The sequence below is a fragment of the Paraconexibacter sp. genome (assembly GCF_059438195.1).
Genome location: NZ_JBLKKY010000006.1, coordinates 55,656 through 79,067 on the forward strand (window position 1 = coordinate 55,656; position 23,412 = coordinate 79,067).

General features: G+C 72.5%; 21 protein-coding genes and 1 pseudogene. 8 read left to right on the forward strand and 14 right to left on the reverse strand.

The features are described 5' to 3' along the window. Window positions 1–17 precede the first annotated feature (17 nt). The 4 genes from ACME2J_RS03600 (at window position 18) to ACME2J_RS03615 (ending at window position 3,906) form a co-directional block, all read left to right on the forward strand. Window positions 18–857: an FkbM family methyltransferase gene (locus ACME2J_RS03600; protein WP_495543501.1), complete on the forward strand. Its 840-nt coding sequence runs from the start codon at window positions 18–20 to the stop codon at window positions 855–857. A 50-nt stretch (window positions 858–907) separates the two neighbouring features. Next, a complete protein-coding gene (locus ACME2J_RS03605; protein WP_495543502.1) occupies window positions 908–2,167 on the forward strand; it encodes a lipopolysaccharide biosynthesis protein in 1,260 nt (419 codons plus the stop codon). A gap of 10 nt (window positions 2,168–2,177) precedes the next feature. Next, window positions 2,178–3,428, forward strand: a complete 1,251-nt coding sequence (locus ACME2J_RS03610) for a M16 family metallopeptidase (RefSeq protein WP_495543503.1) — start codon at window positions 2,178–2,180, stop codon at window positions 3,426–3,428. Window positions 3,429–3,525: 97 nt separating this feature from the next. After that, window positions 3,526–3,906: a hypothetical protein gene (locus ACME2J_RS03615; RefSeq protein ID WP_495543504.1), complete on the forward strand. Its 381-nt coding sequence runs from the start codon at window positions 3,526–3,528 to the stop codon at window positions 3,904–3,906. Here the strand turns inward: ACME2J_RS03615 and nadA are convergent. The 3 genes from nadA to prfB are packed head-to-tail and all read right to left on the reverse strand — an operon-like array spanning window position 3,903 to window position 6,891. Next, entirely contained in the window at window positions 3,903–4,910 is a 1,008-nt protein-coding gene (gene nadA, locus ACME2J_RS03620; RefSeq protein ID WP_495543505.1) for a quinolinate synthase NadA, read from the reverse strand. The genes ACME2J_RS03615 and nadA overlap by 4 nt on opposite strands. 8 nt (window positions 4,911–4,918) lie before the next feature. Continuing rightward, complete coding sequence (gene nadC / locus ACME2J_RS03625; RefSeq protein ID WP_495543506.1) at window positions 4,919–5,755, reverse strand: carboxylating nicotinate-nucleotide diphosphorylase; 837 nt, start codon at window positions 5,753–5,755, stop codon at window positions 4,919–4,921. Continuing rightward, window positions 5,752–6,891 carry a peptide chain release factor 2 gene (gene prfB / locus ACME2J_RS03630; RefSeq protein WP_495543507.1) on the reverse strand — a complete coding sequence of 380 codons (1,140 nt, stop codon included), beginning with the start codon at window positions 6,889–6,891 and terminating at the stop codon, window positions 5,752–5,754. Before prfB ends, nadC begins: the two co-directional genes overlap by 4 nt. A gap of 74 nt (window positions 6,892–6,965) precedes the next feature. Here prfB and ACME2J_RS03635 point away from each other — a divergent pair, with 74 nt between their 5' ends. After that, window positions 6,966–7,430: a hypothetical protein gene (locus ACME2J_RS03635; protein WP_495543508.1), complete on the forward strand. Its 465-nt coding sequence runs from the start codon at window positions 6,966–6,968 to the stop codon at window positions 7,428–7,430. A gap of 22 nt (window positions 7,431–7,452) precedes the next feature. On the opposite strand, the gene ACME2J_RS03640 is transcribed toward ACME2J_RS03635, so the two are convergent. The 4 genes from ACME2J_RS03640 to ACME2J_RS03655 form a co-directional block, all read right to left on the reverse strand. After that, window positions 7,453–8,718: a hypothetical protein gene (locus ACME2J_RS03640; RefSeq protein ID WP_495543509.1), complete on the reverse strand. Its 1,266-nt coding sequence runs from the start codon at window positions 8,716–8,718 to the stop codon at window positions 7,453–7,455. 93 nt (window positions 8,719–8,811) lie between these two features. Next, window positions 8,812–11,682 carry a preprotein translocase subunit SecA gene (gene secA, locus ACME2J_RS03645; RefSeq protein ID WP_495543510.1) on the reverse strand — a complete coding sequence of 957 codons (2,871 nt, stop codon included), beginning with the start codon at window positions 11,680–11,682 and terminating at the stop codon, window positions 8,812–8,814. 126 nt (window positions 11,683–11,808) lie between these two features. After that, window positions 11,809–12,156: a ribosome hibernation-promoting factor, HPF/YfiA family gene (gene hpf, locus ACME2J_RS03650; RefSeq protein ID WP_495543511.1), complete on the reverse strand. Its 348-nt coding sequence runs from the start codon at window positions 12,154–12,156 to the stop codon at window positions 11,809–11,811. A gap of 268 nt (window positions 12,157–12,424) precedes the next feature. Further along, complete coding sequence (locus ACME2J_RS03655) at window positions 12,425–13,120, reverse strand: ComF family protein (RefSeq protein ID WP_495543512.1); 696 nt, start codon at window positions 13,118–13,120, stop codon at window positions 12,425–12,427. A 61-nt stretch (window positions 13,121–13,181) separates the two neighbouring features. Here ACME2J_RS03655 and ACME2J_RS03660 point away from each other — a divergent pair, with 61 nt between their 5' ends. The 3 genes and pseudogenes from ACME2J_RS03660 to ACME2J_RS03670 all read left to right on the forward strand — a co-directional run bounded on the left by ACME2J_RS03660 (window position 13,182) and on the right by ACME2J_RS03670 (window position 15,010). Next, window positions 13,182–14,003, forward strand: a complete 822-nt coding sequence (locus tag ACME2J_RS03660) for a cytochrome c oxidase assembly protein (RefSeq protein ID WP_495543513.1) — start codon at window positions 13,182–13,184, stop codon at window positions 14,001–14,003. A gap of 109 nt (window positions 14,004–14,112) precedes the next feature. Next, window positions 14,113–14,241 (forward strand): annotated as a pseudogene (locus ACME2J_RS03665) (type IV toxin-antitoxin system AbiEi family antitoxin domain-containing protein); the annotation flags it as partial. A gap of 163 nt (window positions 14,242–14,404) precedes the next feature. Then, window positions 14,405–15,010 carry a putative endonuclease domain-containing protein gene (locus tag ACME2J_RS03670; RefSeq protein ID WP_495543514.1) on the forward strand — a complete coding sequence of 202 codons (606 nt, stop codon included), beginning with the start codon at window positions 14,405–14,407 and terminating at the stop codon, window positions 15,008–15,010. A 6-nt stretch (window positions 15,011–15,016) separates the two neighbouring features. Here ACME2J_RS03670 and ACME2J_RS03675 read toward each other — a convergent pair whose 3' ends face one another. The 7 genes from ACME2J_RS03675 to ACME2J_RS03705 form a co-directional block, all read right to left on the reverse strand. Next, window positions 15,017–16,006 carry a nucleotidyltransferase family protein gene (locus ACME2J_RS03675; protein WP_495543515.1) on the reverse strand — a complete coding sequence of 330 codons (990 nt, stop codon included), beginning with the start codon at window positions 16,004–16,006 and terminating at the stop codon, window positions 15,017–15,019. 11 nt (window positions 16,007–16,017) lie between these two features. Further along, window positions 16,018–17,289, reverse strand: a complete 1,272-nt coding sequence (ahcY, locus tag ACME2J_RS03680) for an adenosylhomocysteinase (protein WP_495543516.1) — start codon at window positions 17,287–17,289, stop codon at window positions 16,018–16,020. A gap of 125 nt (window positions 17,290–17,414) precedes the next feature. Next, window positions 17,415–18,875 (reverse strand): adenosylhomocysteinase, encoded by a 1,461-nt coding sequence (gene ahcY, locus ACME2J_RS03685; RefSeq protein ID WP_495543517.1) that lies wholly within the window; start codon window positions 18,873–18,875, stop codon window positions 17,415–17,417. Between the two features lie 31 nt (window positions 18,876–18,906). Beyond that, window positions 18,907–19,281, reverse strand: a complete 375-nt coding sequence (locus ACME2J_RS03690) for a MerR family transcriptional regulator (RefSeq protein ID WP_495543518.1) — start codon at window positions 19,279–19,281, stop codon at window positions 18,907–18,909. A 566-nt stretch (window positions 19,282–19,847) separates the two neighbouring features. Continuing rightward, window positions 19,848–20,912, reverse strand: coding sequence for a bifunctional phosphoglucose/phosphomannose isomerase (locus ACME2J_RS03695; RefSeq protein WP_495543519.1), 1,065 nt, complete (start codon window positions 20,910–20,912; stop codon window positions 19,848–19,850). A gap of 28 nt (window positions 20,913–20,940) precedes the next feature. Beyond that, the gene (locus ACME2J_RS03700) at window positions 20,941–22,050 is read right to left on the reverse strand and encodes a nucleotidyltransferase family protein (RefSeq protein WP_495543520.1); all 1,110 of its coding nucleotides are present in this window, start codon (window positions 22,048–22,050) and stop codon (window positions 20,941–20,943) included. 39 nt (window positions 22,051–22,089) lie between these two features. Further along, window positions 22,090–23,406: a UDP-glucose dehydrogenase family protein gene (locus tag ACME2J_RS03705; RefSeq protein ID WP_495543521.1), complete on the reverse strand. Its 1,317-nt coding sequence runs from the start codon at window positions 23,404–23,406 to the stop codon at window positions 22,090–22,092. Between the last annotated feature and the right edge of the window lie 6 nt (window positions 23,407–23,412).

Consider the following 23,412-nt stretch of genomic DNA (forward strand, 5'->3'; position numbering starts at 1 on the left):
GTGCGGAGAAGTCGGGGGTGTCCCTCCTCTCGGTGTCCAAGCTCGTGGACGTGATCCGCCTGGACGGATGTCTCATCGGGTCGACGTGCCTCCCGCCGGCGCAGCGCGCCCGCTACTGGGCCCACCGCTACCGCACGGTCGCCGCGGGCCGGCGGACGATGCGTCACCTTGGCGGCGACCTCGCGTTCGACAACCGCTTCACGCCGCTGCTGATGGCGACCTACCTCCGCGAGCTCGAGAGGCTCGACGCGCTCGTCGGGCTGCGCGACGGCGGCACGGTGCTCGACGTCGGCGCGAACGTCGGCCAGTTCGCCGCGACGGCGGCCCGGCTCTTCCCCGCGCTGCGCGGATGGTCGTTCGAGCCCAACCCGGAGGCCTTCGCGCTCCTCGAGGCGAACCTCGCCCTCCACCCGTCGTGGACCGCGGTGCCCCGGGCGGTCTCCGCCGCGGAGGGCGCGCTCGAGCTCTGGGCCGTGCCGGGCAAGTCGGCCCAGGGCAGCGTGGTGCGGGCGAACGCCGAGGCGGGGCTCGGCGCGGCCGCCGAGCGGCGGACCGTGCCCGCGCAGCCGCTCACGCCGGAGCGCCGCAGGGCGCTCGGCCTGCCGGCGCGCGTCGACCTCCTGAAGATCGACGTCGAGGGCGCGGAGACCGATGTCCTGCGCGGCCTGGCGGGACTCGAGTGGGCGTACCTCGCGATCGAGGTCTCGACGCACCGGCGGGCGGGGACGGACCTCGCCGGCTGCCGGCGGACGATCGAGGAGGTCTGGGGCCGCTCCCCCGAGCTCGTCTGGGCAGAGCCCGCCCACCGGTCCGCCGTCGCGCGCGACGTCGTCCTCCGCCTGCCGGACGGGGCGTGAGCGTGGGCGTCGCGGTCCAGGCGCCGGCGGCACCCGCCACGCGCCGGTCCGTGGCCGCGAAGCGCGGAACGGTCCTCTTCGTCGCGCTCTCGCAGGGCGCGAACGTCCTCAACTACGCGTCGACGCTCGTCTTCTCGCGCGTCCTCGAGCCGTCCGGCTTCGGCGAGCTGACGTCGCTCCTCGCGCTCGCGCTCGTCCTCGCCGTGCCGCTCGGCGCCGCGCAGGTCGTGGTCGCCGAGCGGGTCGCGAGAGCGCACGCCGCAGGAGACGCGGAGCGGGTGCGCGACCTCACGCGGCACGCGCTGGGGCACGTGGCGACGATCGCGACGGTCGCCGGTCTCCTGTACCTCGCGCTCTCGCCGCTCACCCTCGCGGTGCTCGACGTCCGGCAGCCGGGACCGGTCGTCGCCCTCGCGCCGTTCATCGTCCTCGCGTTCGTCTCGACGGTCGCCAACGGCGTCGTGCAGGGGACCGAGCGCTTCGCCGCCCTCGGCGCGGTCGTCTTCGCGGGGAGCGCGGCCCGCCTGCTCGTCGGCATCCCGTGGGCCGCCGCGGGCGGCGGGGCGGGCGGCGCGATCGGCGGGCAGGCGCTCGGCCTCCTCCTCGTGCTCGTCGTCGTCGGCGTCGTCTACCGCGACCTCTGGACGCCGGGCGGCACCGGCGCGGCGACGCGCGGCCTGCGCCGGCGTCCCGACGTCCACATGCTCTCCGCGAGCGGGGCGTTCATCGGCTTCGCCCTCCTCGCCAACCTCGACCTCGTGCTCGCCCGCCTCGTCCTCTCGGGCGAGGAGGCCGGCGTGTACGCCGCGCTGAGCACGATCTCGAAGATCGTGGTCTTCCTCCCCGCCGCCGTCTCGCAGCTCATGGTGCCGCGTGCGGCCCGCGCGACGGCCGCGGGCGCCGAGGAGGCCGCCCGCGTCCTGCGGCGCGCGTCGGCGGTCGCCGTCGGCGGCGCGTTCGTCGTCGCGGTCCCGGGGGTGATCGCGCCGGGGACGCTCATCGAGGTCATGTTCGGCAGCGACTACGCCGCGGCTCGCGAGGGCGTGCTGCCGACGCTGCTCGCCGGACTCGGGCTGTCGGCGCTCTTCGTCGTGTGCCACTACTCCGTCGCGATCCGCGATCGCACGTGGGTCCGGCTCCTCGCGGGCGGCGTCGTCCTGCAGGCCGCGGCGGTGCTGTCGCTCGCGAGCACGCCGGTCGGCCTCGCCTGGATCCAGGCCGGCGTCGTCGCGACCGTGCTCGTCGTCAACGAGCTGCGCTTCCACAGCCTGCGTCCCCCTCGCCTCCGGCCCGGGCGGGCCGGGGCCTAGACTCCGGTGCATGCCGCAGATCACCTCGGAGACTCTCGCCAACGGCCTCCCGCTCCACCGCATCCACCTCTCCGGAACGCGCGCGACGACGATCCTCGTCGCGTTCGACGCCGGCGCGCGGACCGAGCGCGCCGAGGAGAACGGCATGGCGCACTTCCTCGAGCACCTCGTCTTCAAGGGCGGCGAGAAGTACGACGACTACCGCAAGGTCAACGAGACCGCCGAGCGGATGGGCGGCTCGCTCAACGCCTACACGTCCCACGACCTCGTCGCCTTCCACATCACGGTGCGGGCCGAGTCGGCCCCCGAGGCGATCGACCTCCTCACGGACTTCGCGGGCCGGCCGAAGATCGATCCCGACGAGCTCGACCGGGAGCGCGGCGTCGTCATCCAGGAGATCGCCCGCTACAACGACCAGCCGGCGGCGGTCGCCGAGCACCTCATCGACCGCGCCGCGTTCGGCGAGCATCCGCTCGGGCGCTCCGTCCTCGGCCCCGAGGAGCATCTGCGCACGTTCACCCGCGACGCGATCGTCGCCTTCCGCGAGCGCCGCTGGGCCGGCGCGCGCGGCGGCGCGTTCATCGTCGGCAACACCGAGCACGTGCCGCAGAACGGCGAGACGGCCGCGCTCTTCGAGCGCTTCCCGACGCTTCCCGAGCCCGACGCCTACGAGCCGGCGCCCGACTTCTCCCCCGAGCGCCTCGTCGAGTCCCGCGAGTCGAACCAGTCCCACCTGCGGCTCATCTACCGCCCCGACGTCGACGTCACCGACCGCGCCCAGCGGACGGCCCTCTCGACGTACGCGACGCTGCTCGGAGGCTCGATGGGCTCACGGCTCTTCGACGAGATCCGCGAGCAGCGGGGGCTCTGCTACTCGATCTACGCCGCGGACCACGCGTTCGCCGACGTCCCGATCCTCCAGATCGGCTCGGGTCTCGAGTCCGGCAAGCTCGGCGAGGCCTACGAGCGCATCCGCGAGATCGTCGCCGAGCTGCACCGCGACGGCCCGAAGGAGGAGGAGGTCGAGCGCGCCCGCGCCTACGCCGCCGGCCGGCGGGTCCTCGCCTTCGAGAACACGAACGCCGTCGCCCGCTTCGCCGCGACGCAGTCGATCGTCCGCGGCGAGAGCATCGACCCCGACGACTCGATCGCCGCCCTCGACGCCGTCACCTTCGACGAGGTCGCCGAGATCGCGCGGCGCGTCGACCCCGAGACGTTCGCGGTCGCCTGCGTCGGCCCGCACGAGGTCAGCGAGTTCTGACCACCTCCCTGACGACACTCACGCTCCGCGTGCGTTTCGTCAGGTGCGTCGGGTGATTTCCCCCACAGGCGGTCCCCGGCGCGCCACAATGCACGCGATGACCGTCGCCGACGGGCTCGACCTCGACGAGCTGCGCCGATACCTGCGCCGCATCTCGGACCGCTGGCCGCTCGAGGCCGCGCGTCTCGGCGGCGCGCGCGTCGCCGACCTCCGCGGCGCGGGGTCGCAGCGGGAGCGCGGCGAGGAGTACGTCGTCGTCCTCGTCTCCGAGGGCTTCGACGGCGTCCCGTGGCTCGAGCGGGTCCACCAGGCGGCGAACCTCTGGGACGCCGACGCGATGGGCGGCCGCGCCGACGTCCACTGCTACACCGCGGCCGAGCTCGCGCGGAAGCGCGAATCGCTCCCGCGCGTGCGCCTCGCGGTCGATGAGGGTCTCGACCTCTTCGCCGAGCCCACCCCGGACGCGTCCGGGAGCTAGCCGATCGCGACCATGCGCTCGATCGGGACGCGGGCCCGCTCGACGATGTCCTCGGGGACCTTCACGACGCCCGTCATGTCCCGCAGGCAGTCCCGCAGCTTCGGGAGCGTGATCATCTTCATGTAGCGGCAGCTCGCCTCGACGTTCGCGGGCACCCAGTCGAGCTCGGGCGCGGCCATCTGGAGGCCGTGCAGCATCCCGGTCTCGGTGGCCATGACGACCGTCCCGCTCTCCCCCGCCCGCTCGCGGGCGTAGTCGAGCATCTGACCGGTCGAGAGCATGTGGACGCCCTCGGAGTCGACGTCACCGGCGGCGACGTACTCCATGACGCTCGTCGAGCAGCCGCACTCCGGGTGGATGAGGAAGTCGGCGCCGGGATGGGCGGCGCGCACGTCGCCGATGTCGGACGGGCGGATGCCCGCGTGGACGTGGCACTCGCCGTCCCAGACGTGCATCGGCTTGCCGGTGCGCTTCTCGACGTAGGCGCCGAGGAACATGTCGGGGCCGAAGAGGATCTTCGTGTCCTCGCCGTGCTCGCGGTAGATGTGCTCGACGACGGAGACCGCGTTGGACGAGGTCACGCAGTAGTCGGTGAGCGCCTTGATCTCGGCCGTCGTGTTGACGTACATCACCGTGACGGCGCCCGGGTGCTTCGCCTGCCACGCGCGGAGCTGCTCCGGCGTGATCGAGTCGGCGAGCGAGCAGCCGGCGTCGAGGTCCGGGATGAGGACCGTCTTGTCCGGGCTGAGGACCGAGGCGGTCTCGGCCATGAAGTGGACGCCGCAGAACGCGATGACCTCGGCGCCGGCCTCGGCGGCCTTGCGGCTGAGGCCCAGCGAGTCGCCGACGTAGTCCGCGACCGCCTGGATCTCGGGCAGCTGGTAGTTGTGGGCGAGGACGACCGCGTCGCGCTCGCGGGCGAGCGCACGGATCTCCTCGGTGAGGGCGGCGGTCTCCTCGGGGGTGAGGGCCGGGACGCCGCCCCGGTGCTCGGTGGTGGCCATGGGCAGATTCATGGCAGGGGCTCCAGGATCAGGGACAGGTCCAGCGCGGGCGCGGAATGCGTGATCGCACCCACCGAGATGAATTCTACGCCTGTCGATGCTCGGGCTCGGACGGTCTCCAGGGTGACGCCCCCGCTGCACTCCGTGTGCGCGCGTCCGCCGATCTGCCGGACGGCCGCGCGGAGGCCCTCCGCGTCGAAGTTGTCGAGGAGCAGGCGCGGCGCACCGGCTTCCAGCGCCTCGTCGATCTCCTCGGGCGTGCGGACCTCGCACACGAGCGGGAGGTCGGGTCGGTGGCGGCGGGCGGCGACGACGGCCGCGCCGACGCCGCCGGCGGCCGCGGCGTGGTTCTCCTTGATGAGGACCTCGTCGAAGAGGCCGATCCGGTGGTTCGTCCCGCCTCCGGCGAGGACGGCCGCCTTCTCGAGCATCCGGAGGCCGGGGGTCGTCTTCCTCGTGTCGAGGATCGTCGCGCCCGTCCCCTCGACGGCGTCGACGAAGCGCCGGGTGAGCGTCGCGACGCCGCTGAGCCGGCCGAGGAAGTTGAGGGCGGTGCGCTCCGCCGCGAGGATCGCCGCCGCGTTCCCCGTCACCGTGAGGACCGGGCCGACGTCGCGCCAGGCGCCCTCCGGGCCGTCGACCGCGATGTCGGCGTCCGCGTCGCAGAGCCGGAACGCGCACGTCGCCACGTCGATGCCGGAGACGACCCCGGGAGCCTTCTGGGTGATCCTCGCGACCGCCCGCATCTCGGGCGGGACGGTCGCCTCGACGGTGACGTCCCCGTCGCCGATGTCCTCGTCCAGCGCGCGCCGGACGATCGCCTCGAGCGGCTCCCGGTGGCTCACGCCCCGGCCTCGCCGCCGTCGGCCTCCGGTCCGCGGCCGGCCTCGCGCAGGAGCTCCGCGCGGACGAACTCGTCGAGGGCGCCGTCGAGGACGCGCTGGGCGTCGCCGACCTCGACGTTCGTGCGGTGGTCCTTGACCATCGTGTACGGGTGCAGGACGTAGGAGCGGATCTGGGAGCCCCAGCCGACGTTCTCCGCTTCCCCCTTCTCCTTCGCGATCTCCGCCTGGCGCTCGGCCTCCGCGCGCTCGAGCAGCTTCGCCCGCAGCATCTTCATCGCGGTCTCGCGGTTCGCGCCCTGGGAGCGCTCGTTCTGGCACTGGACGACGATGTTCGTCGGCAGGTGGGTGATGCGGATCGCCGAGTCCGTCTTGTTGACGTGCTGCCCGCCCGCGCCCGAGGACCGGTACGTGTCGACGCGGATGTCGTCCGGCTCGATCTCGATGTCGGAGACCTCGTCCACGATCGGCGCGACCTCGAGGCCCGCGAACGCGGTCTGGCGGCGGTTCTGCGAGTCGTAGGGCGAGATGCGCACGAGGCGGTGGACGCCCTTCTCGGCGCAGAAGAGGCCGTAGGCGTTCGGGCCCTCCGCGCGGAACGTCGCGGACTTGATGCCCGCCTCCTCCCCCGCGCTCACCTCGAGCAGCTCGACCGAGAAGCCGCGGGACTCCGCCCAGCGCATCTCCATCCGCAGGAGCATCTCCGCCCAGTCCTGCGCGTCGGTGCCGCCCGCTCCGGCGTTGATGGAGACGAGCGCGTCGCCGCCGTCGTACTCGCCGGAGAAGAGGCGCTCCTCCTCGAGCGTGCCGAGGCGCGACTCGATCGACGCGAGCTGCTCCTCGAGCTCGCCCTGCAGCTCCTCGTCCTCGGCGGCGAGCTCGACGAGGCCCTCGAGGTCCTCGATGTCGCCCTCGAGGGAGCGGTAGGTCTCGAGACGGCGCGAGGTCCGCGCGTGGTCGGCGCTCACCTTCGCCGCGTGCGCCTGGTCGTCCCAGAAGCCCGCCGCGCCCATCTCGTCCTCGAGCTCCGCGATGTGGGAGGCGAGCGCCGACGGGTCGATGTGGTCGCGGACGATCGCGAACTGCTCGTGGATCGTGGCGATTCTCTGGGTCACCGATTCGACGGAGGGCGCAGCCATGAGCCGAAGCTAGCACCGCCGCCCCTCCGGCAGCCCGCACAGCCGGGGCCTGACGGTCGTTACGGTGGACGTCCGTGAACCCGCTCGCGCTTCCTTTCCTTCCGCTGAGGCTCGCCGCCCAGGCCCTCGACGACCTGCACACCCTCGCCGTCGCGGCACGCGACGTGCAGAGCCGGTCCGACCGCGTCGAGAGCGTCCTCGTGGAGCTCCTCGAGCTCGGCCGCCGCGTCGACCGGACGGGCGTGGAGATGCTCGAGATGGCGCGGACGATCGACGACCGGGCGGAGGCGGTCCTCGCGCTCGGCGAGCGCATCGACATCCGGGGCGCTGCGATCGTCGACGAGGGCCACGCGCTGCGCGCGAGCGCCTCGGAGGTCACCGCGCGCGCCGGGCAGGTTCTCGAGGCCCTGCCGCTCCTCGAGCGGGCAGTCGCGATGGCCGAGCCGCTGGAGGGGGCCGTCGAGCGGCTCGGACGCGTGGCCGACAGGCTCCCCGGTGGACGGCCGCGGAAGGGCCCCGAGCCGCCTCCGCGGACCTGACCCGCTCGGGCGGGGTCCGGGCTCAGGCGGTCGGCCGCGCCTTCTCGCCGACCGGAGAGGCCTCGCTGCGCGCGAGGTCGCCCGGCTCGATGCGCCCGCCGGCGCGCGAGACCTCGACGAGCTGGTCGGTGATGAGGCGGCGGGCGCGGCCGAGCGTCTCGTCGAGCGCGTCGACCGACGCCTCGACCCTCCCGGAGGAGATGAGGTACTTCGCGACGACGAGGCCCTGGACGATGTTGTCGTTGATCTCGAGCGCCGCCTTCTCGCGGTCGCGGCTGCGGCGCTCGGCCCGCTCGATCGCGACGCTCGCCTCGGCGGCGAAGAGGAGGGCGGCGGTGCTCGCCCGGTCCGGGATCGAGCGGCGGCGGCGCGTCCAGGCGAGCGCCAGCACTCCGACGGCCGCGCCGTCCCGGAGGATCGGCTGCGCGAAGCCGACGACGGCCCCGTCGAAGCGGCGAAGGCCTCGGGGCGGCTCGTCGGCGAGGATGGGCGAGGGCTGCGACAGGCGGTAGGCGCGCTCGAGCGCGATCTGCGCGCGCTCGCCCTCGAAGGCGAGGCCCGCCTCCGGTGATCCGGCCATGGCGGAGACCTCCATGCCGTCCTCGCCGTCCGTGGGTTCGAGCAGGATCGCGACGTCGGCCCGCGCGGAGCGCTGGAGGCCCTCGCACGCCGCCCTGCCGAACATGGAGACCTCGGTGAGCGCGTTCGCCATGCGGGCGACCTCCGCGAGGTCGGTGGCCTGGTCGCGGATCGCGCGCGTGAGGCGGCCGACGAGGAGCGCGCCGACCGCGATCGTGCCGACGGCCATGATCCAGTGGACGTGGGGCACGACGCTCGCGCCCTCGGCGACGACGAGGACGCCGCCGTGGAGCGCCGCCGCGAAGACGATGTGGGCGACCGCGGGCCACAGCCCGAAGAACGAGCACGCGTAGAGCGCGACCCAGACGTACATGATCGCGTAGGCGTCGGCGCTCGGGCCCCCGAAGGCGACGCACTGCGCGATGAGGAGCGAGCCGGCCGCGACCCCGGCGTGGATGACGTGGACGCCGACCCTCCCGCCCACGGCGGCGAGCGCGACCGCGACGGCCGCCGCCGCGATGACCGCGCTGAAGATCGCCGCGTCGTCGGTCCCGGCCTCGTGCGGGAGGGCGAGCGTCGCGCCGACGAGCGCCGCTCCGGCGGCGAAGAGGAAGGCGAGGGCACGGGCCATCACCGCCCGCTCGCGGGGCGTCGTCCCGTATGCGACCCGCGGTGAGGGGGTCGCGGGGGTCGGCTGCTCGCCGTCCATCAGGGAGACCATCGGTCTCGAGGCGCGACAGCTTGAGCGTTCGCCCGCCCGATCGACGGGCGGTCGGGACCGGTCAGCGGCGTCAGCGGCGGCTCAGGCGCCGTGGCACTTCTTGTACTTCTTGCCGGACCCGCACCAGCAGGGGTCGTTGCGACCGACCTGCTCGGTCTCGTCGACCCGGCGCTGCTGCACCGCGGGCACCGCCTGCTCGGGCTGCTCGGTCGGCACGTCGCCGTAGGAGTCGGCGCTCATGACGCCGCCGGCCGCGGCCGCCGTGAGCGCGCTCGGCTGCGCCGTGCCCGCTCCGCCCGTGTACTGGATGCGGGAGGGCGCCTCGGCGTCGGGCTCGACGCCGGAGGCCTCGGCCGGGTCGGCGACGGGCTGCTCGACCTTCACCTCGACGTTGAAGATCATCCGCGCGAAGTCCGACCAGATCGTGTTGATGAGGTCCTGGAAGAGGTCGTAGCCCTCGTTCTTGTAGGCGACGAGGGGGTCGATCTGGGCGAACCCGCGGAGGTGGATGCCCTCGCGCAGGTAGTCCATGTCGTAGAGGTGCTCGCGCCAGCGCTGATCGATGATCTGGAGCAGCAGGTAGCGCTCGAGGGCACGCATGAGCTCGTCCCCCAGCTCCTCCTCGCGCTCGTCGTAGCGCGCGATCGCGTCGTCCGTGAGGAGCTCGACGGCCTCCTCGCGGCCGACGCCGCCCGTCGCGAGCTCGTCGGGCTCCATGCCGATCGGCCACACGTCCTCGAGCGCGGCCCAGAGGCCGTCGAGGTCCCAGTCCTCGACGTACTCGCCCGGGGTGTACTCGGCGACGAGGCGATCGATGACGTTGCGGATGTGCTCGCGTGCCGGACCGCCCATGTCGCGGCCCTCGAGGACGTCGTCGCGGTAGCGGTAGATGATGTCGCGCTGCTTGTTGAGCACGTCGTCGTACTCGAGGACGCGCTTGCGGATGAGGAAGTTCTGCTCCTCGACCTTCTTCTGCGCCTTCTCGATCTGCTTCGAGAGCATCCCGGCCTCGATCGGCTCCTCGTGCCCCTCGGAGTCGACGGTGCCGAGGCGGTCGAGGATCTTGTAGATCCGGTCGCCGGCGAAGAGGCGGACGAGGTCGTCCTCGGCGCTGAGGAAGAAGCGCGACTCCCCCGGGTCGCCCTGGCGGCCGGCGCGGCCGCGGAGCTGGTTGTCGATCCGTCGCGACTCGTGCCGCTCGGTGCCGACGATGAAGAGCCCGCCCGCCTCGAGGACCTTCTCGCGCTCCTCCTCGACCCGGCCCTCGATCACGGGGAAGATCTGCTCGCGGCGCTCGTCGTAGTCGGGATCGCCCGGCGCGAGGCCGAGATTGCGCAGCTCGAGCTCGGCGAGGTGCTCGGCGTTGCCGCCGAGCTTGATGTCGACGCCACGCCCCGCCATGTTCGTCGCGATGGTCACGGCACCGAGGCGGCCCGCCTCGGCGACCGTCTCCGCCTCGCGGGCGACGTGCTCCGGCTTCGCGTTGAGGACCGAGTGCTTGATGCCGAGATTCGAGAGCTGCTCGGACAGCATCTCCGAGACCTCGACCGAGATCGTCCCCACGAGGATGGGCTGGCCCTTCTCGTGCCGCGCGGCGATCTCGGAGACGACGGCGTCCCACTTGCCGTCCTTCGTCTTGTAGACCTGGTCGTTCTGGTCCATGCGGACCATCGGCCGGTTCGTCGGGATCTGGACGACGCCGAGCTCGTAGATCTTCATGAACTCGGTCGCCTCGGTGAGGGCGGTGCCCGTCATCCCGGCGAGCTTGTCGTACATCCGGAAGTAGTTCTGGAGCGTGATCGTCGCGAGGGTCTGGTTCTCCTCCTGGACGCGGACGCCCTCCTTCGCCTCCATCGCCTGGTGGAGGCCCTCCGACCACCGGCGGCCGTCGAGGATCCGGCCCGTGAACTCGTCGATGATCTTCACCTCGCCGTCGACGACCGCGTAGTCGACGTCGCGCTTGTAGAGCGACTCGGCCTTCAGCGACTGGATGAGGTGGTTGACCATGTGGCCGTTCTCGGCCCGGTACAGGTGGTCGATCCCGAGGAACTTCTCGGCCTTCTCGACGCCCCGCTCGGTCACCGAGACGGTCTTGTGCTTCTCCTCGAACTCGTAGTCGTACTCGGCGACGAACTCCTTCTTCTGCCGCGGGTCCATCCCCTCGGGCCGCGCGCCGGCCTCCATCACCTTCGCGAGCTTGGCGAACTGGACGTAGAGGTCGGCGGCCTTCTCGGGGGCTCCCGAGATGATGAGCGGCGTCCGCGCCTCGTCGATGAGGATGTTGTCGACCTCGTCGACGATCGCGAAGTTGTGCGTCGCGAGCGGGCGGCCGTCCTCGGTGTAGCGGCCGCCGTGCTGGACCTTGCCGTCCAGCGACGTCGCCATGTTGTCGCGCAGGTAGTCGAAGCCGAACTCGGAGTTCGTCCCGTACGTGATGTCCGACGCGTAGGCGGCGCGCTTGTGCTCGGCGGGCTGCATGTTCTGCAGCACGCCGACGGCCAGGCCGAGGAAGCCGTAGATCGGGCTCATCCACTCGGCGTCGCGGCGGGCGAGGTAGTCGTTGACCGTGACGACGTGGACGCCGCGGCCCGCGAGGGCGTTGAGGACGACGGGGAGGGTCGCGGTGAGCGTCTTGCCCTCGCCCGTCTTCATCTCGGCGATCTGGCCCGAGTGGAGGACCATGCCGCCGATGAGCTGGACGTCGAAGTGACGCATGCCCATGACGCGCTTCGAGGCCTCGCGCGTGATCGCGAAGGACTCGGGGAGGACCTCGTCGAGCGAGGCGCCCTCCTCCTGGACGCGGACACGCAGAGCCGCGAACCGCTCACGCAGCTCGTCGTCGGACTCGAGCTCCAGCTCGGGCTCGAACGCGCCGATCGAGGCGACGCGCTTCTCGTACTGGCGGAACTGCTTCTTCTCGCCGACGTTCAGCGCGCGATCGAGGATGCCCATAGGGCCGAGGGTACCAGCGCGACGACGCCCGCCCGTCCGGATCGGACGGCGCGGGCACCGTGGTCGGCGAGGCCGCGTCGGGCCCCGCGCGCGCCTCGGGTACGGGCGCGCTCAGGTGTTCGTGGATCAGGCGGGCGAAAGGCCTCGGACGCCCCCGGAAGCGCGCGCCTCACGGCGCTTGCGCCGCTTGACGCGGTGCCGCTTCACCTGGCGGCCGAGCTCCTGCTCGCAGAGGTTGATGGCGTGACGGAGGTCCCGGGCCGCGTCGTGCGCGTGGAGGGTGACGCCCTTGAGATAGAGGGTCGCCCGCACGCAGTGCTTGTCAGGGATCGCGGGGTTGCGCTCCTCGGAGAACTCGACCTCGAGGCGAGCGAACTCGCTCACCTGGTTGCCGACCTTCGTGAAGCGCTTGGCCACGTGAGCCCTGAGCTCGTCCGTGACGGGGCAGTTGCGGCCCTTCACCTCGATCTGCATTCCCAACCTCCTGGTCGATGGGCGGGGTTTCGACGACCATACGGACCCGGTCGGCGGACCGCAACACCTCTCGACGGCCTTTTGTGATAACGCCGCCTGGACCGGCGGTCCGGGGGCCCCTGTGCCCCCTCTGCGGCCTCCGCGCGTCCGCGTACGCCCTGCGGTCCTCCCGAGATCGCCCTCCTCGGCGGTCATCGCGGGCGGCACGGCCCTCGGGGACGGCGCGGTGGGACGGGCCGGGCGGCGGCGCGGCTCGGCCGTCCCGCGCTCACGTCCCCGCCCGGCCCGCGGTGAGCAGGGCCCGGACGGCGGTGCACGCGACGACCTCGCGATGCCCCGCGCGGAGAAGGGCCCGGGCGCAGGCGTCGAGCGTCGCGCCGGTCGTGTGGACGTCGTCCACGAGGACGACGCGGCCCGGTCCCGAGGCCCGGGCGACGACCTCGTGCCGGGCGGCGAGCCGCGCGGCACGGCCGGCGCCGACCTGCCGGCCGGCCGTCACCTCGCGGGTGAGCGCGCGCGGGGTGCAGCGCAGGCGCGCGCGTCGCGCGACCGCGACGGCGAGGAGCCGGGCGTGGTCGACCCCCCGCCGCCGGCGGCGCGCCGGATGGGCGGGGACGGGGACGACGACGGCGCCGTCGAGCAGCGCCGGGGGCGCCGTCTCGACGATCGCCTCGGCGAGGAGGCCGGCCGCGGCGTAGGCGCGGCGGAACTTGAGGGCGGCGACGAGCGTGCGGGCCGGCCCCTCGTGGGCGAACGGGGCCCAGGCGGCCGCGAACGCCTGGCCGGAGGCGGGGCAGCGGGCTCCGCACGGGGCCGGCAGCGCGCAGCGGGGACAGAGCGCCGCGGTCTCCAGGCGCGGCAGCGCCTGCCGGCAGCGCGCGCAGAGCTCGGCGCCCGGCGCGCGGCAGACGAGGCACACGGGCGGGACGAGGAGGTCGAGGAGCATCTGCGGACGGGGCGCCACCGCGCCGATCGTCCCTCGTCCGGCGTCACGGCTCCAGACCCGTCTGCGACGATTCGCAGGCATGTCACCGGACGCGTCGTGGAGCTTCTCGCCTGGACCGATCCTCCTCGTCGCGATCCTGCTCGGGGCGTACCTCTGGCGGCTGCGCGAGGTCCGGTCCGGCCCGGAGCCCGACCGCAACGCGCCCTGGTGGCGCGTCGCGCTCTTCCTCACCGGCATCGTCCTCCTCGCGGCGTCGCTCTTCAGCCCGATCGACGCCCTCGGCGAGCAGATCTTCGCGATGCACATGGTGCAGCACGTCCTGCTCCTCGACGTCGTCCCGATCCTCCTCCTGCTCGGGCTCACGAAGGTGATGCTGCGGCCCGCGACGCGGACCCTCCACCCGGTCGAGCGGCGCGCCGGGTGGTTCGGCGGGCCGGTCTTCGCGATCCTGCTCTACGTCGGCGTGATGTGGGTCTGGCACGTGCCGGCGCTCTACGACGCCGCCGTCGAGAACGAGGTCGTCCACGTCCTCGAGCACGTCTTCTTCACCTTCGCCGGGGGTCTCTACTGGTGGCACCTCCTCTCCCCCATCCGCTCCCGCCAGGCGCTCGGCGGGCTCGGACCGGTCGTCTACATGGCCGTCACCAAGGTCTTCGTCGGCATCCTCGGCGTCTTCCTCACCTTCGCGCCCGAGCCGCTCTACGCCGTCTACGAGACCCAGCCGGACTACTGGGGCCTGTCGGCGAGCGACGACCAGGCCCTCGCCGGCGCGATCATGGCCATCGAGCAGTCCGTCGTCATGGGGATCGCGCTCGCCTTCCTCTTCATCAAGGCGCTCTCCGACTCCGAGCGCGACGCCCAGCGCGCCGAGCGCCTGGAGGATCTGCAGCGAAACGCCTGAGAACCCGCGCCGCGAGCGCAGCGCGCGGTCCCGGCGGGCGACCCTGCCGGACGTGGATAGGAATCACCACCGTGGAGGTACGCCTGACTGGCCACGTCACCCCGACGAGGTGATCGCGCTCATCGCCGACCGCGATCACGGGATCGCGACGAGGGACGATCTCCGGATGCTCGGCGTGACGCGGCGCATGATCGGGCGTCGACGCGACCGCGGCCTGCTCATCGAGCTCTACGACGGCGTCTACGCCGTCGGGCACGCACATCTCACACCCACGGCGCGGCGGCTCGCCGCGGTCCGCGCCGCTGGACCCGACTCGTATCTCTCCCACCAGTCCGCGGCGGCGCACGTCAACCTCATGCACTGGAGCGGCAGACATCACGTTCGCACCCCGTGGTCGGACCGTGTCGTCCGCCGCCGTCGTCGTCCACCACTATCGCCACCTCGCCGACGAGGACGCGGCGATGATCGACCGCGTCCCGACGCTCACGTGGCCGCGGGTGCTCATCGAGCTCGCGACCTCGCTCGACGTCGACCGCCTCAGCCGGCTGCTCGAAGAGGTCGTCATCGCCGACCTGTGGGACGAGTCAGCCCTCGCCGAGGCGATGCGGCGCGCGACGGGCCATCACGGCCTTCGCGCCCTCACCGCCGCGCTCGACCTCGGCCGCCACTCGTCACCCCAACGGACGAGGTCGCCCTTGGAGGTCGCCTTCCTCGCGCTCGTGCGCGACGCAGCGCCACCGCTCGCGATCCTCCCGCGCCTCAACATGTGGGTTCCCTTCCCCTGGGGCGGCGGATGCGAGGTCGATGCGTGCATCCCGGAGCGGATGCACGCGATCGAGCTCGACAGCCGCCGGCACCACGAGCTCACGCGCGGGCAACGTTGGCGGGACGAGGCGAAGGCCGTGCAGCTCGAGCGCCTCGGCTACTCGCTCGGCCGCTTCACGTGGTGCGAGGTCACCGGCCGGCCGGGAGCCGTCCTCGCCACCGTCCGGGACGTGACCGGGTGAGCTCCCTCACATCCCCTCGCGCAGCCCGGCCGCGTGGCCGGTGATCGCGCCGATGAGGATCGTCCCGTCCGCGAGCACGGTGCCGGGCAGGACGACCGAGTCCTTGAGGCGCGAGCCGTCGCCGACCGCGGCGCCGTCGCCGATGACGAGCGGGCCCTGGAGGTGGACGCCGCGGCCGATGCGGACGTCGCGGCCGACCCACACGGGACCCTCGACGACCTCGGCGGCGTCGACCGAGGAGCCCTCGCCGACGACGACGCCCTCGGCGACCTCGCGGCCCGGCGCCTGCAGGTCGAGCTCGCCGGTCATCGCGTCGAAGGTGCCCTGCTTGAGCTCGTGGAGCGAGCCGACGTCGTTCCAGTACTCGTCGCCGATGTCGTGGACGTGGAAGGGGACGTCGGCCGCGAGGAGCGCCGGGAAGACGTCGTTCGCGAAGTCGACGAACTCGGTGTCGGGGAAGTAGTCGAAGATCTCGGGCTCGAAGAAGTAGATGCACGTGTTCGCGAGGTCGCTGAGCGCCTCGTCGGGGTGCGGCTTCTCCTGGAACGCGCTGATGCGCCCGTCGCGGTCGTGGACGATGACCCCGTACTCCCGCGTGTCGCTCACGCGCTTCGCGGCGATCGTCGCGATGCCACCCGCCTCCTTGTGGCGCGCGTGGAACCGGGCGATGTCGATGTCCGTGAGCGCGTCGCCGGAGAAGACGAGGAACGTCTCGCCGCCGAAGAAGTCCTTGCAGCGCCGCACGCCGCCGGCCGTCCCCGTGAGCTCCTCCTCGTAGACGTACTCGATCGAGTCGCCGAAGTGCGAGCGGATGGTGTCGGGGAAGTGATGGAGGTTCGCGATGATGTCGCCGATCCCGGCGCGGTGGATGTGATCGACGATGTGCGCCATCACGGGCCGGTCGAGGACCGGCACCATCGGCTTGGGGATCTCGTGCGTGAGGGGGCGCAGGCGGGTCCCGAGACCCGCGGCGAGGACCTGAGCTCGGACGTCCATGGCGGGGCAGGCTACGGGGCCGGCTCCCAGCGCGTCCTGTAGGCCGTCTGCTCCTCGGTGAGAGCGTCGATCTCGACGCCGAGCGAGGCGAGCTTCAGCCGCGCGACCTCGCGGTCGATCCGCGGCGAGACCGGGTGCACCCCGGCGCCGAGGCCCTCCCGCCTCGTGACGAGCTCCTCGATCGCGAGGGCCTGCCCGGCGAAGCTCATGTCCATCACCGCCGCCGGGTGGCCCTGCGCCGCCGCGAGGTTGACGACCCGCCCCTCCGCGAGGAGGTTGAGCCGCCGGCCGGCCACGTCGTACTGCTCGACGAGCGGGAGGACCTGGGTGGGCGGCCCGCTCGCCGCGCCCCGCAAGGCCTCGAGGTCGATCTCGACGTCGAAGTGGCCGGCGTTCGCGAGGATCGCGCCGTCCTTCATCTCGGCGAAGTGCTCGGTCCGGAGCACCTTCTGCACGCCGGTGACGGTGATGAAGACGTCGCCGCGCCGGGCGGCGTCCACCGCCCGCACGACCTCGTAGCCCTCCATGCGGGCCTCGAGCGCGCGCCGCTCGTCGACCTCGCACACGAGGACGATCGCGCCCATGCCCCGGGCGCGCTGCGCGATGCCCTTCCCCGTCCAGCCGTAGCCCATGACGACGACCGTGCGGCCGGCGAGGAGGATGTTCGTCGCGCGGAGCAGCCCGTCGAGCGTCGACTGGCCCGTCCCGTAGCGGTCGTTGAACACGCGCTCGGACAGCGCCTCGTTGACGGCGATGACCGGGCAGGCGAGCGTCCCCTCGGCCTCGAGCGCGCGGAGGCGCACCAGGCCCGTCGTCGTCTCCTCCGTGCCGCCGAGGAGGCCCTCGAGGATCTTCGGGTGACCGGCGTGGATGACGCTGATGAGGTCGGCGCCGTCGTCGAGCGTCACCTGCGGGCCGCGGGCGACCAGGGTCGCGACGTGGCCGATGTACGTCTCGACGTCCTCGCCGCGGCGGGCGTGGACCTCGGCCCCCTCGTGGACGACGAGCGCCGCGGCGATGTCGTCCTGCGTCGAGAGGGGGTTCGCCGCGCAGAGCGCGACCTCCGCGCCCCCGGCGATGAGCGCGCGGACGAGGTTCGCCGTCTCCGCCGTGACGTGGAGACACGCGGCGACGACGACCCCGTCGAACGGTCGCTCCACCGCGAACCGCTCGCGGAGCGCGGCGAGGACCGGCATCTGGGCGTCCGCCCAGGTGATCCGGTCCCGCCCGGCGTCCGCGAGGGCGAGGTCGGCGACGTCGGAGGTGCGTGGTGGAGTGCTCATCAGCCGCCGATGAGAGCCCGGAGCCCCGGATCGTGGTCACTGCCGTTGCGCGCCGCGAGGGGCGAGTGCGGAAGCACGGGCCCCTCGCGGTGCGTGCCGGCAGCGACGACGAGGCGCGCTCTGGGCTAGTAGCGGTAGTGGTCGGGCTTGTAGGGGCCGTCGACCGGGACGCCGATGTAGTCCGCCTGCTCCGTCCGCAGCTCGGTGAGCTTCACGCCGAGCGCGGGGAGGTGGAGGCGGGCGACCTTCTCGTCGAGGTGCTTCGGGAGCACGTAGACCTTCTTCTCGTAGTCGTCGTTCTTCGTGAACAGCTCGATCTGGGCGATCGTCTGGTTCGTGAACGACGACGACATGACGAAGGACGGGTGGCCCGTCGCGTTGCCGAGGTTGAGGAGGCGACCCTCGCTGAGGAGGATGATCGACTTCCCGTCGGGGAAGCGCCACTCGTCGACCTGCGGCTTGATGTTGATCCGCTCGATGCCCTCGGTGCGGGCGAGGCCGGCGATGTCGATCTCGTTGTCGAAGTGGCCGATGTTGCCCACGATCGCCTGGTGCTTCATCCGCGCCATGTGGTCGCGCGTGATGATGTCCTTGTTGCCCGTCGTCGTGATGAAGACGTCGGCGGTCTCGACGACGTCCTCGAGCGTCGTCACCTGGAAGCCCTCCATCGCGGCCTGGAGCGCGCAGATGGGGTCGACCTCGGTGATGATGACGCGGGCGCCCTGGGCCTTGAGCGAGGCGGCCGAGCCCTTGCCGACGTCGCCGTAGCCGCAGACGACCGCGACCTTGCCGGCGAGCATGACGTCGACCGCGCGGTTGATGCCGTCGACGAGCGAGTGGCGGCAGCCGTAGAGGTTGTCGAACTTCGACTTCGTGACGGAGTCGTTGACGTTGATCGCGGGGAAGAGGAGCTTCCCGTCGCGCTGCATCTCGTAGAGGCGGTGGACGCCGGTCGTCGTCTCCTCGGTGACGCCCTGGATGCCCTCGGCGATCTTCGTCCAGCGCTTCGGATCCTCGGAGAGCGAGCGCTGCAGGAGCGTGAGGAAGACCTCGAACTCCTCCGAGCCGCCCGTCGACGGGTCCGGCACGGCGCCGGCGTCCTCGAACTCCTTGCCCTTGTGGACGAGGAGCGTCGCGTCACCGCCGTCGTCGAGGATCATGTTCGGCCCGGTGTCGCCCGGCCAGCGGAGGACCTGCTCGGTGCACCACCAGTACTCCTCCAGCGTCTCGCCCTTCCAGGCGAAGACCGGGACGCCCTGCGGCTCGTCGGGCGTGCCGTTCGGGCCGACGGCGATCGCGGCGGCCGCATGGTCCTGCGTCGAGAAGATGTTGCAGGACGCCCAGCGGACGTCGGCGCCGAGCGCCGTGAGCGTCTCGATGAGGACCGCGGTCTGGATCGTCATGTGGAGCGACCCGGTGATGCGGGCGCCGGAGAGCGGCTTGCTCTCGCCGAACTCCTCGCGGAGGGCCATGAGGCCGGGCATCTCGTGCTCGGCGAGCTCGATCTCCTTGCGGCCGTACGCCGCGAGGGAGAGGTCGGCGACCTTGAAGTCGCTCGGGGACAGAACCGTCGTGGGGGTGCTCATCGCGTCCTTTACGTCAGTGGTGTCGAGTGGGTCAGTCGTCGTCGGGCGTCGTCGCCCCGGCGGCCGCGAGGAGCCGCTGATGCTTGTCCTGCTCCCAGCGCAGCCAGTTGCTCGCGGGAACGTGCTCCGGTCGCGCGGGCTCGCTCTCGAGCCACCCGTCGACCGCCTCGCGAAGGTCGCGGTCGCGCCGCATGCGCAGCGCGAAGCCCACGTCGCCGAGGCCCACGTCGTACGTGGACAGCAGCTCGCGCAGGGTGCGCAGCCGCTGCAGCTCGGCGGGACCGTAGAGGCGGTAGCCGGCCTGCGAGCGGCGCGGCTCGATGAGCCCCAGCCGCTCGACGTAGCGCAGCATCCGAGCCGACCAGCCGGTCGTCTCGGCCGCCTCGTTGATCGTGAGCGCGTCCATCCGCGGCGAACCTTACCACGATCGTGTCAAGGTTCACGCGGCGCCACGCCGTTCGTCAGGTCGTGGTCGGGGTGGGGCGGGACATCCCCTTGCGCTCCGCAACCCGCCCTCCGGGCGTCTTGCGACGCCGCTCCAGGGGACGTCCCGCCCCACCCCGGTCGGCCGCGTAGCGGCGCGGCTTGCTTCTTCTGCTGGGTGGTGCTGCGGGCGCTGGTGGGGTCGCGGGCCGTTCGGCGATGCGGCGACGCGTGGCGTCGCTGCGACGCCGCACGTCGCGCGTCGCGCGGACGTGTGGAGAACCGGCGACGTGGAGCGTCGCCGAATCGCCGCAGGCCGCCGGCGACAGGGGACGGCGGCGCTGCCACCCCAGCCCCCCAGCGAGGCCGGGGGACCGGACCGGCCCTCTCCGGCGCGACGGAGGCGCGGGCACCCCCGGCGCCGGCGACGGGTGGGAGATGACGTTCCCCGGAGCGGCGTCGCATCACGGCCGGAGGCCGGAATGCGGAGCGAAGGGGAATGTCAGCTCCCGCCCGGACCGCAGCCCGGCGAGAACCCCCGGCACACGCTCAGCGCGCCGCGAGCTCCCCCTTCAACTGATCCACCGAGCCGAGCGGCCCGGGGTCCTCTCCGCGCAGCACCGCGAGGTAGATCGACGCGAGATCGCCGAGCAGCACGAGCCCCAGGACCCGCTCGACGCTCGTCCGCCCGACCGACGAGACGACGTGCGTCCCGGCGGCGTGGGGCTCGACGAGCTGGCGGGTGAGCTCGATCCGCCCGCTCATCCTCGGATGGCAGTCGGCGTCGTCGAGGAAGACCGCGCTGAACGGGCCGAGCCCGCGCGCGCCTTCCCAGCCCTGCAGCTCGTTGTGATCGAGCTCCGGCAGCTCGTGCGAGAAGGCGGGGATCTTGGCGTTCGCGTTGAACTGGGTCTTCCAGCGGTAGGCGACGGGGCCCGTCGCACCCGTGCCCGCGATGACCGGGATCGTCCCGTGGAGAGCGCGGGCGAGCGCCTTCGCGCGGCCGTCCTCCTCCCCGTCGGGCCCCCACTCGACGACCTGGCCCTCGAGGCTCTCGGCGGCGACGTCGAGCTCGGACGCGAGCCGCGGGCCCGCGCCGCACTGCGCGGCGACCTCGAGCGCGGCGACGGTCATGTAGCCGACCGCGGCGCGCGACCGCAGCCCGCCGGCGACCGGGATGACGGGGACGCCCTCGCGCCGCGCGATCTGCGCGAGCTTGCCACCGCTCGTCGCGACGACCCGCTGCGCGCCGAGGTGCCCGGCCGCCTCGTAGCAGGCGAGGACCTCCTCGGTGTTGCCCGAGTACGACGCGCAGAGCACGGTGGTGTCGGGCGTCGTCCACGCCGGGAGCCCGTAGTCGCGGGCGAGGAGGATCGGTCGCACGGCGCGGTCGCCGAGCATCGCGCGGGCGAGGAGCCCGGCGACACCCGAGCCGCCCATCCCGGCGACGATGAGCCCTCCCGGGCTGTCCCATCGCTCGAGCCCGGCGGACTCCGCCTTCCACAGCGCGTCGCGCACGTGCTCGGGCAGCGCGAGGACGTCCGTGATCTGGTCGGAGCTGTCGACCTTCGCGACGGCATCTCGATCGAGGGACTGCTCGTGCGTCGTGCTCATGTCTCTCCTCTCGCTCACCCGCGCCGCGCTAGAAGCGGATCGCCCCGTCTCCGACGCACGCGCCTGGGAACACCTTGACACCTCGGCTGAGAAGGTTGTCCGCTCCCACCTTCGCGCCGTCCCCGAGAACGGCCTCGGACTCGACCACCGTGCGGTCCCCGATCGCCGCGTTCGGCGCCACGATCGCGTCGGAGACGGTCACGTCGGCGCCGATCGACGCGCCGCCGAGGACGACGCTGCGCTTCACCGTCGCGCCGCCGCCGATGCGGGCCCCCGGTCCGACGACCGCGTGCGGGCCGACGGTCGCCCCGGGCTCGACGACGGCGCCGGTCTCGACGATCGCCGGCGCGTTGACGACGGCGCCGGGCGACACCTCGCCCGCGACGTGGAGGCCGGACTCGAGGCGCGTCTGGACCTCGGTGTGGACCGAGCCGTCGAGGATGTCGGCGGTCCCCTGCAGATAGCGCTGCGGCGTTCCGATGTCCATCCAGTACGCGTCGTGGGCGGCGTAGCCGTAGAGGCCCTCCCCCACGAGCGCCGGCCAGATCTCGCGCTCGATCGACACGTTGCGGTGCGGCTCGATCATGTCGAGGACCGCCCGCTCGAGGACGTAGATCCCCGCCGAGATGAGGTACTCGTCGACCCCGGCGAGCTGCGAGCGCTCTGGCTTCTCGAGGAACCCGCGGACCTCGCCGTCGTCCTCGGTGAGCACCAGCCCGTACGCCGACGGGTCCTCGACCGGGACGAGGCCGAGCGTGCCGACCGCGCCCGTCCGCTCGTGCTGGGCGATCTGCGCGCTCACGTCGACGTCGGTGAGGACGTCGCCGTTGAGCATGAGGAAGCGGTCCTCGAGGTGCTCCTCGGCGTACTTGAGGGCGCCGGCCGTCCCCCGCGGCTCCGGCTCCTCGACGAAGCGCAGGCGGACGCCGTAGTCGGAGCCGTCGCCGAGGACGTCCTTCACCTTCGTCGCGAGGAAGCCGCACGACATGATGACGTCGTCCACCCCGTGGGCGTGGAGCCACTGGAGCATGTAGGCCATGAACGGCCGGTCGACGAGCGTGACGATCGGCTTGGGCACGCCGGACGTGAGGGGCCGCAGCCGCGTCCCCTCACCCCCCACGAGGATCACCGCCTGCACGTCGTCACCTCCGCCCGTGGGAGGACCGGGCGTCCGGCGTCACGAGCCGCGCCCGATCCCCTCGTACACGAGACCCGCTCCGCGGACCGCGTCGCCGTCGAGGGCGTTGCGACCGTCGACGACGAGGGTCCCGTCCATCGCGTCGGAGACCTCTCCCCAGTCGAGGTCCTTGAACTCGTCCCACTCGGTGACGAGGACGACCGCGTCCGCGCCGTCGATCGCGTCCATCGCGCCGGGGCAGAAGCCCACGCCCGGGAGGAGCTTCCTCGCCTCCTCCTCGGCGATCGGGTCGTAGGCGCGGACGCGTGCGCCCGCGGCCTGCAGACGAGCGCTGAGGACGAGCGAGGACGCCTCACGCATGTCGTCGGTGTTCGGCTTGAACGCGAGGCCGAGCAGCGCGATGTCCTTGCCGACGAGCGGGCCGAGGTGCTTGTGCAGCTTGCCGATGACGCGGCGCTTCTGCAGCTCGTTGACCTCGATGACCGCGTTGAGGAGCTGGAAGTGGTAGCCGGAGTTGCCCGCGAGCTGCTTGAGCGCGGTGACGTCCTTCGGGAAGCACGAGCCGCCGAAGCCGATGCCCGCCTGGAGGAACTTCGGCCCGATGCGCTGGTCGAGGCCCATGCCGCGGGCGACCTCGATGACGTCGGCGCCCGTCTCCTCGCAGACGTTCGCGATCTCGTTGATGAAGCTGATCTTCGTCGCGAGGAATGCGTTCGCCGCGAGCTTCACCATCTCCGCGCTCGCGATGTCGGTGCGGACGAGCTCGCCGGGACCGGCGCCGCCGTGCTCCGGCGTGAGGAGCGGCTTGTAGAGCTCGGTGACCGCCTCGCCCGCCCAGTCGGCGTCGTCGCCGATGACGACGCGATCGGGGCGCATGAAGTCGTCGATCGCCGTGCCCTCCTTGAGGAACTCGGGGCACGAGACGTAGCGGAACCCGCCCTTCCCCTGCTCCTCGAAGACGCGCTTGATGCTCCTGCCGGTGCCCACCGGGACCGTCGACTTCATGACGAGCGCGTGGCGGTCCGAGGGCGGCATCGAGCCGACGACCGCGTGGACGGCCGAGAGGTCGGCATCGCCCGAGTAGGTCGGCGGAGTGCCGACGGCGACGAAGAGCAGGCGCGCCCCTTCGAGAGCGCGGGAGATGTCGGTCGAGAAGTGGAGGCGCTCCCGGTTGCGGGCCACCATCTCCTCGAGGCCCGGCTCGTAGATCGGGATCTCGCCGCGCTGGAGACGCTCGATCTTGTCGGCGTCGATGTCGATGCAGTGGACGTCGCTGCCGAGCTCGGCGAAGCCGGCCGCGGTGACGAGGCCGACGTAGCCGGTGCCGATGACGCCGATGGGCTCGCGGTCGCTCATGAGGCG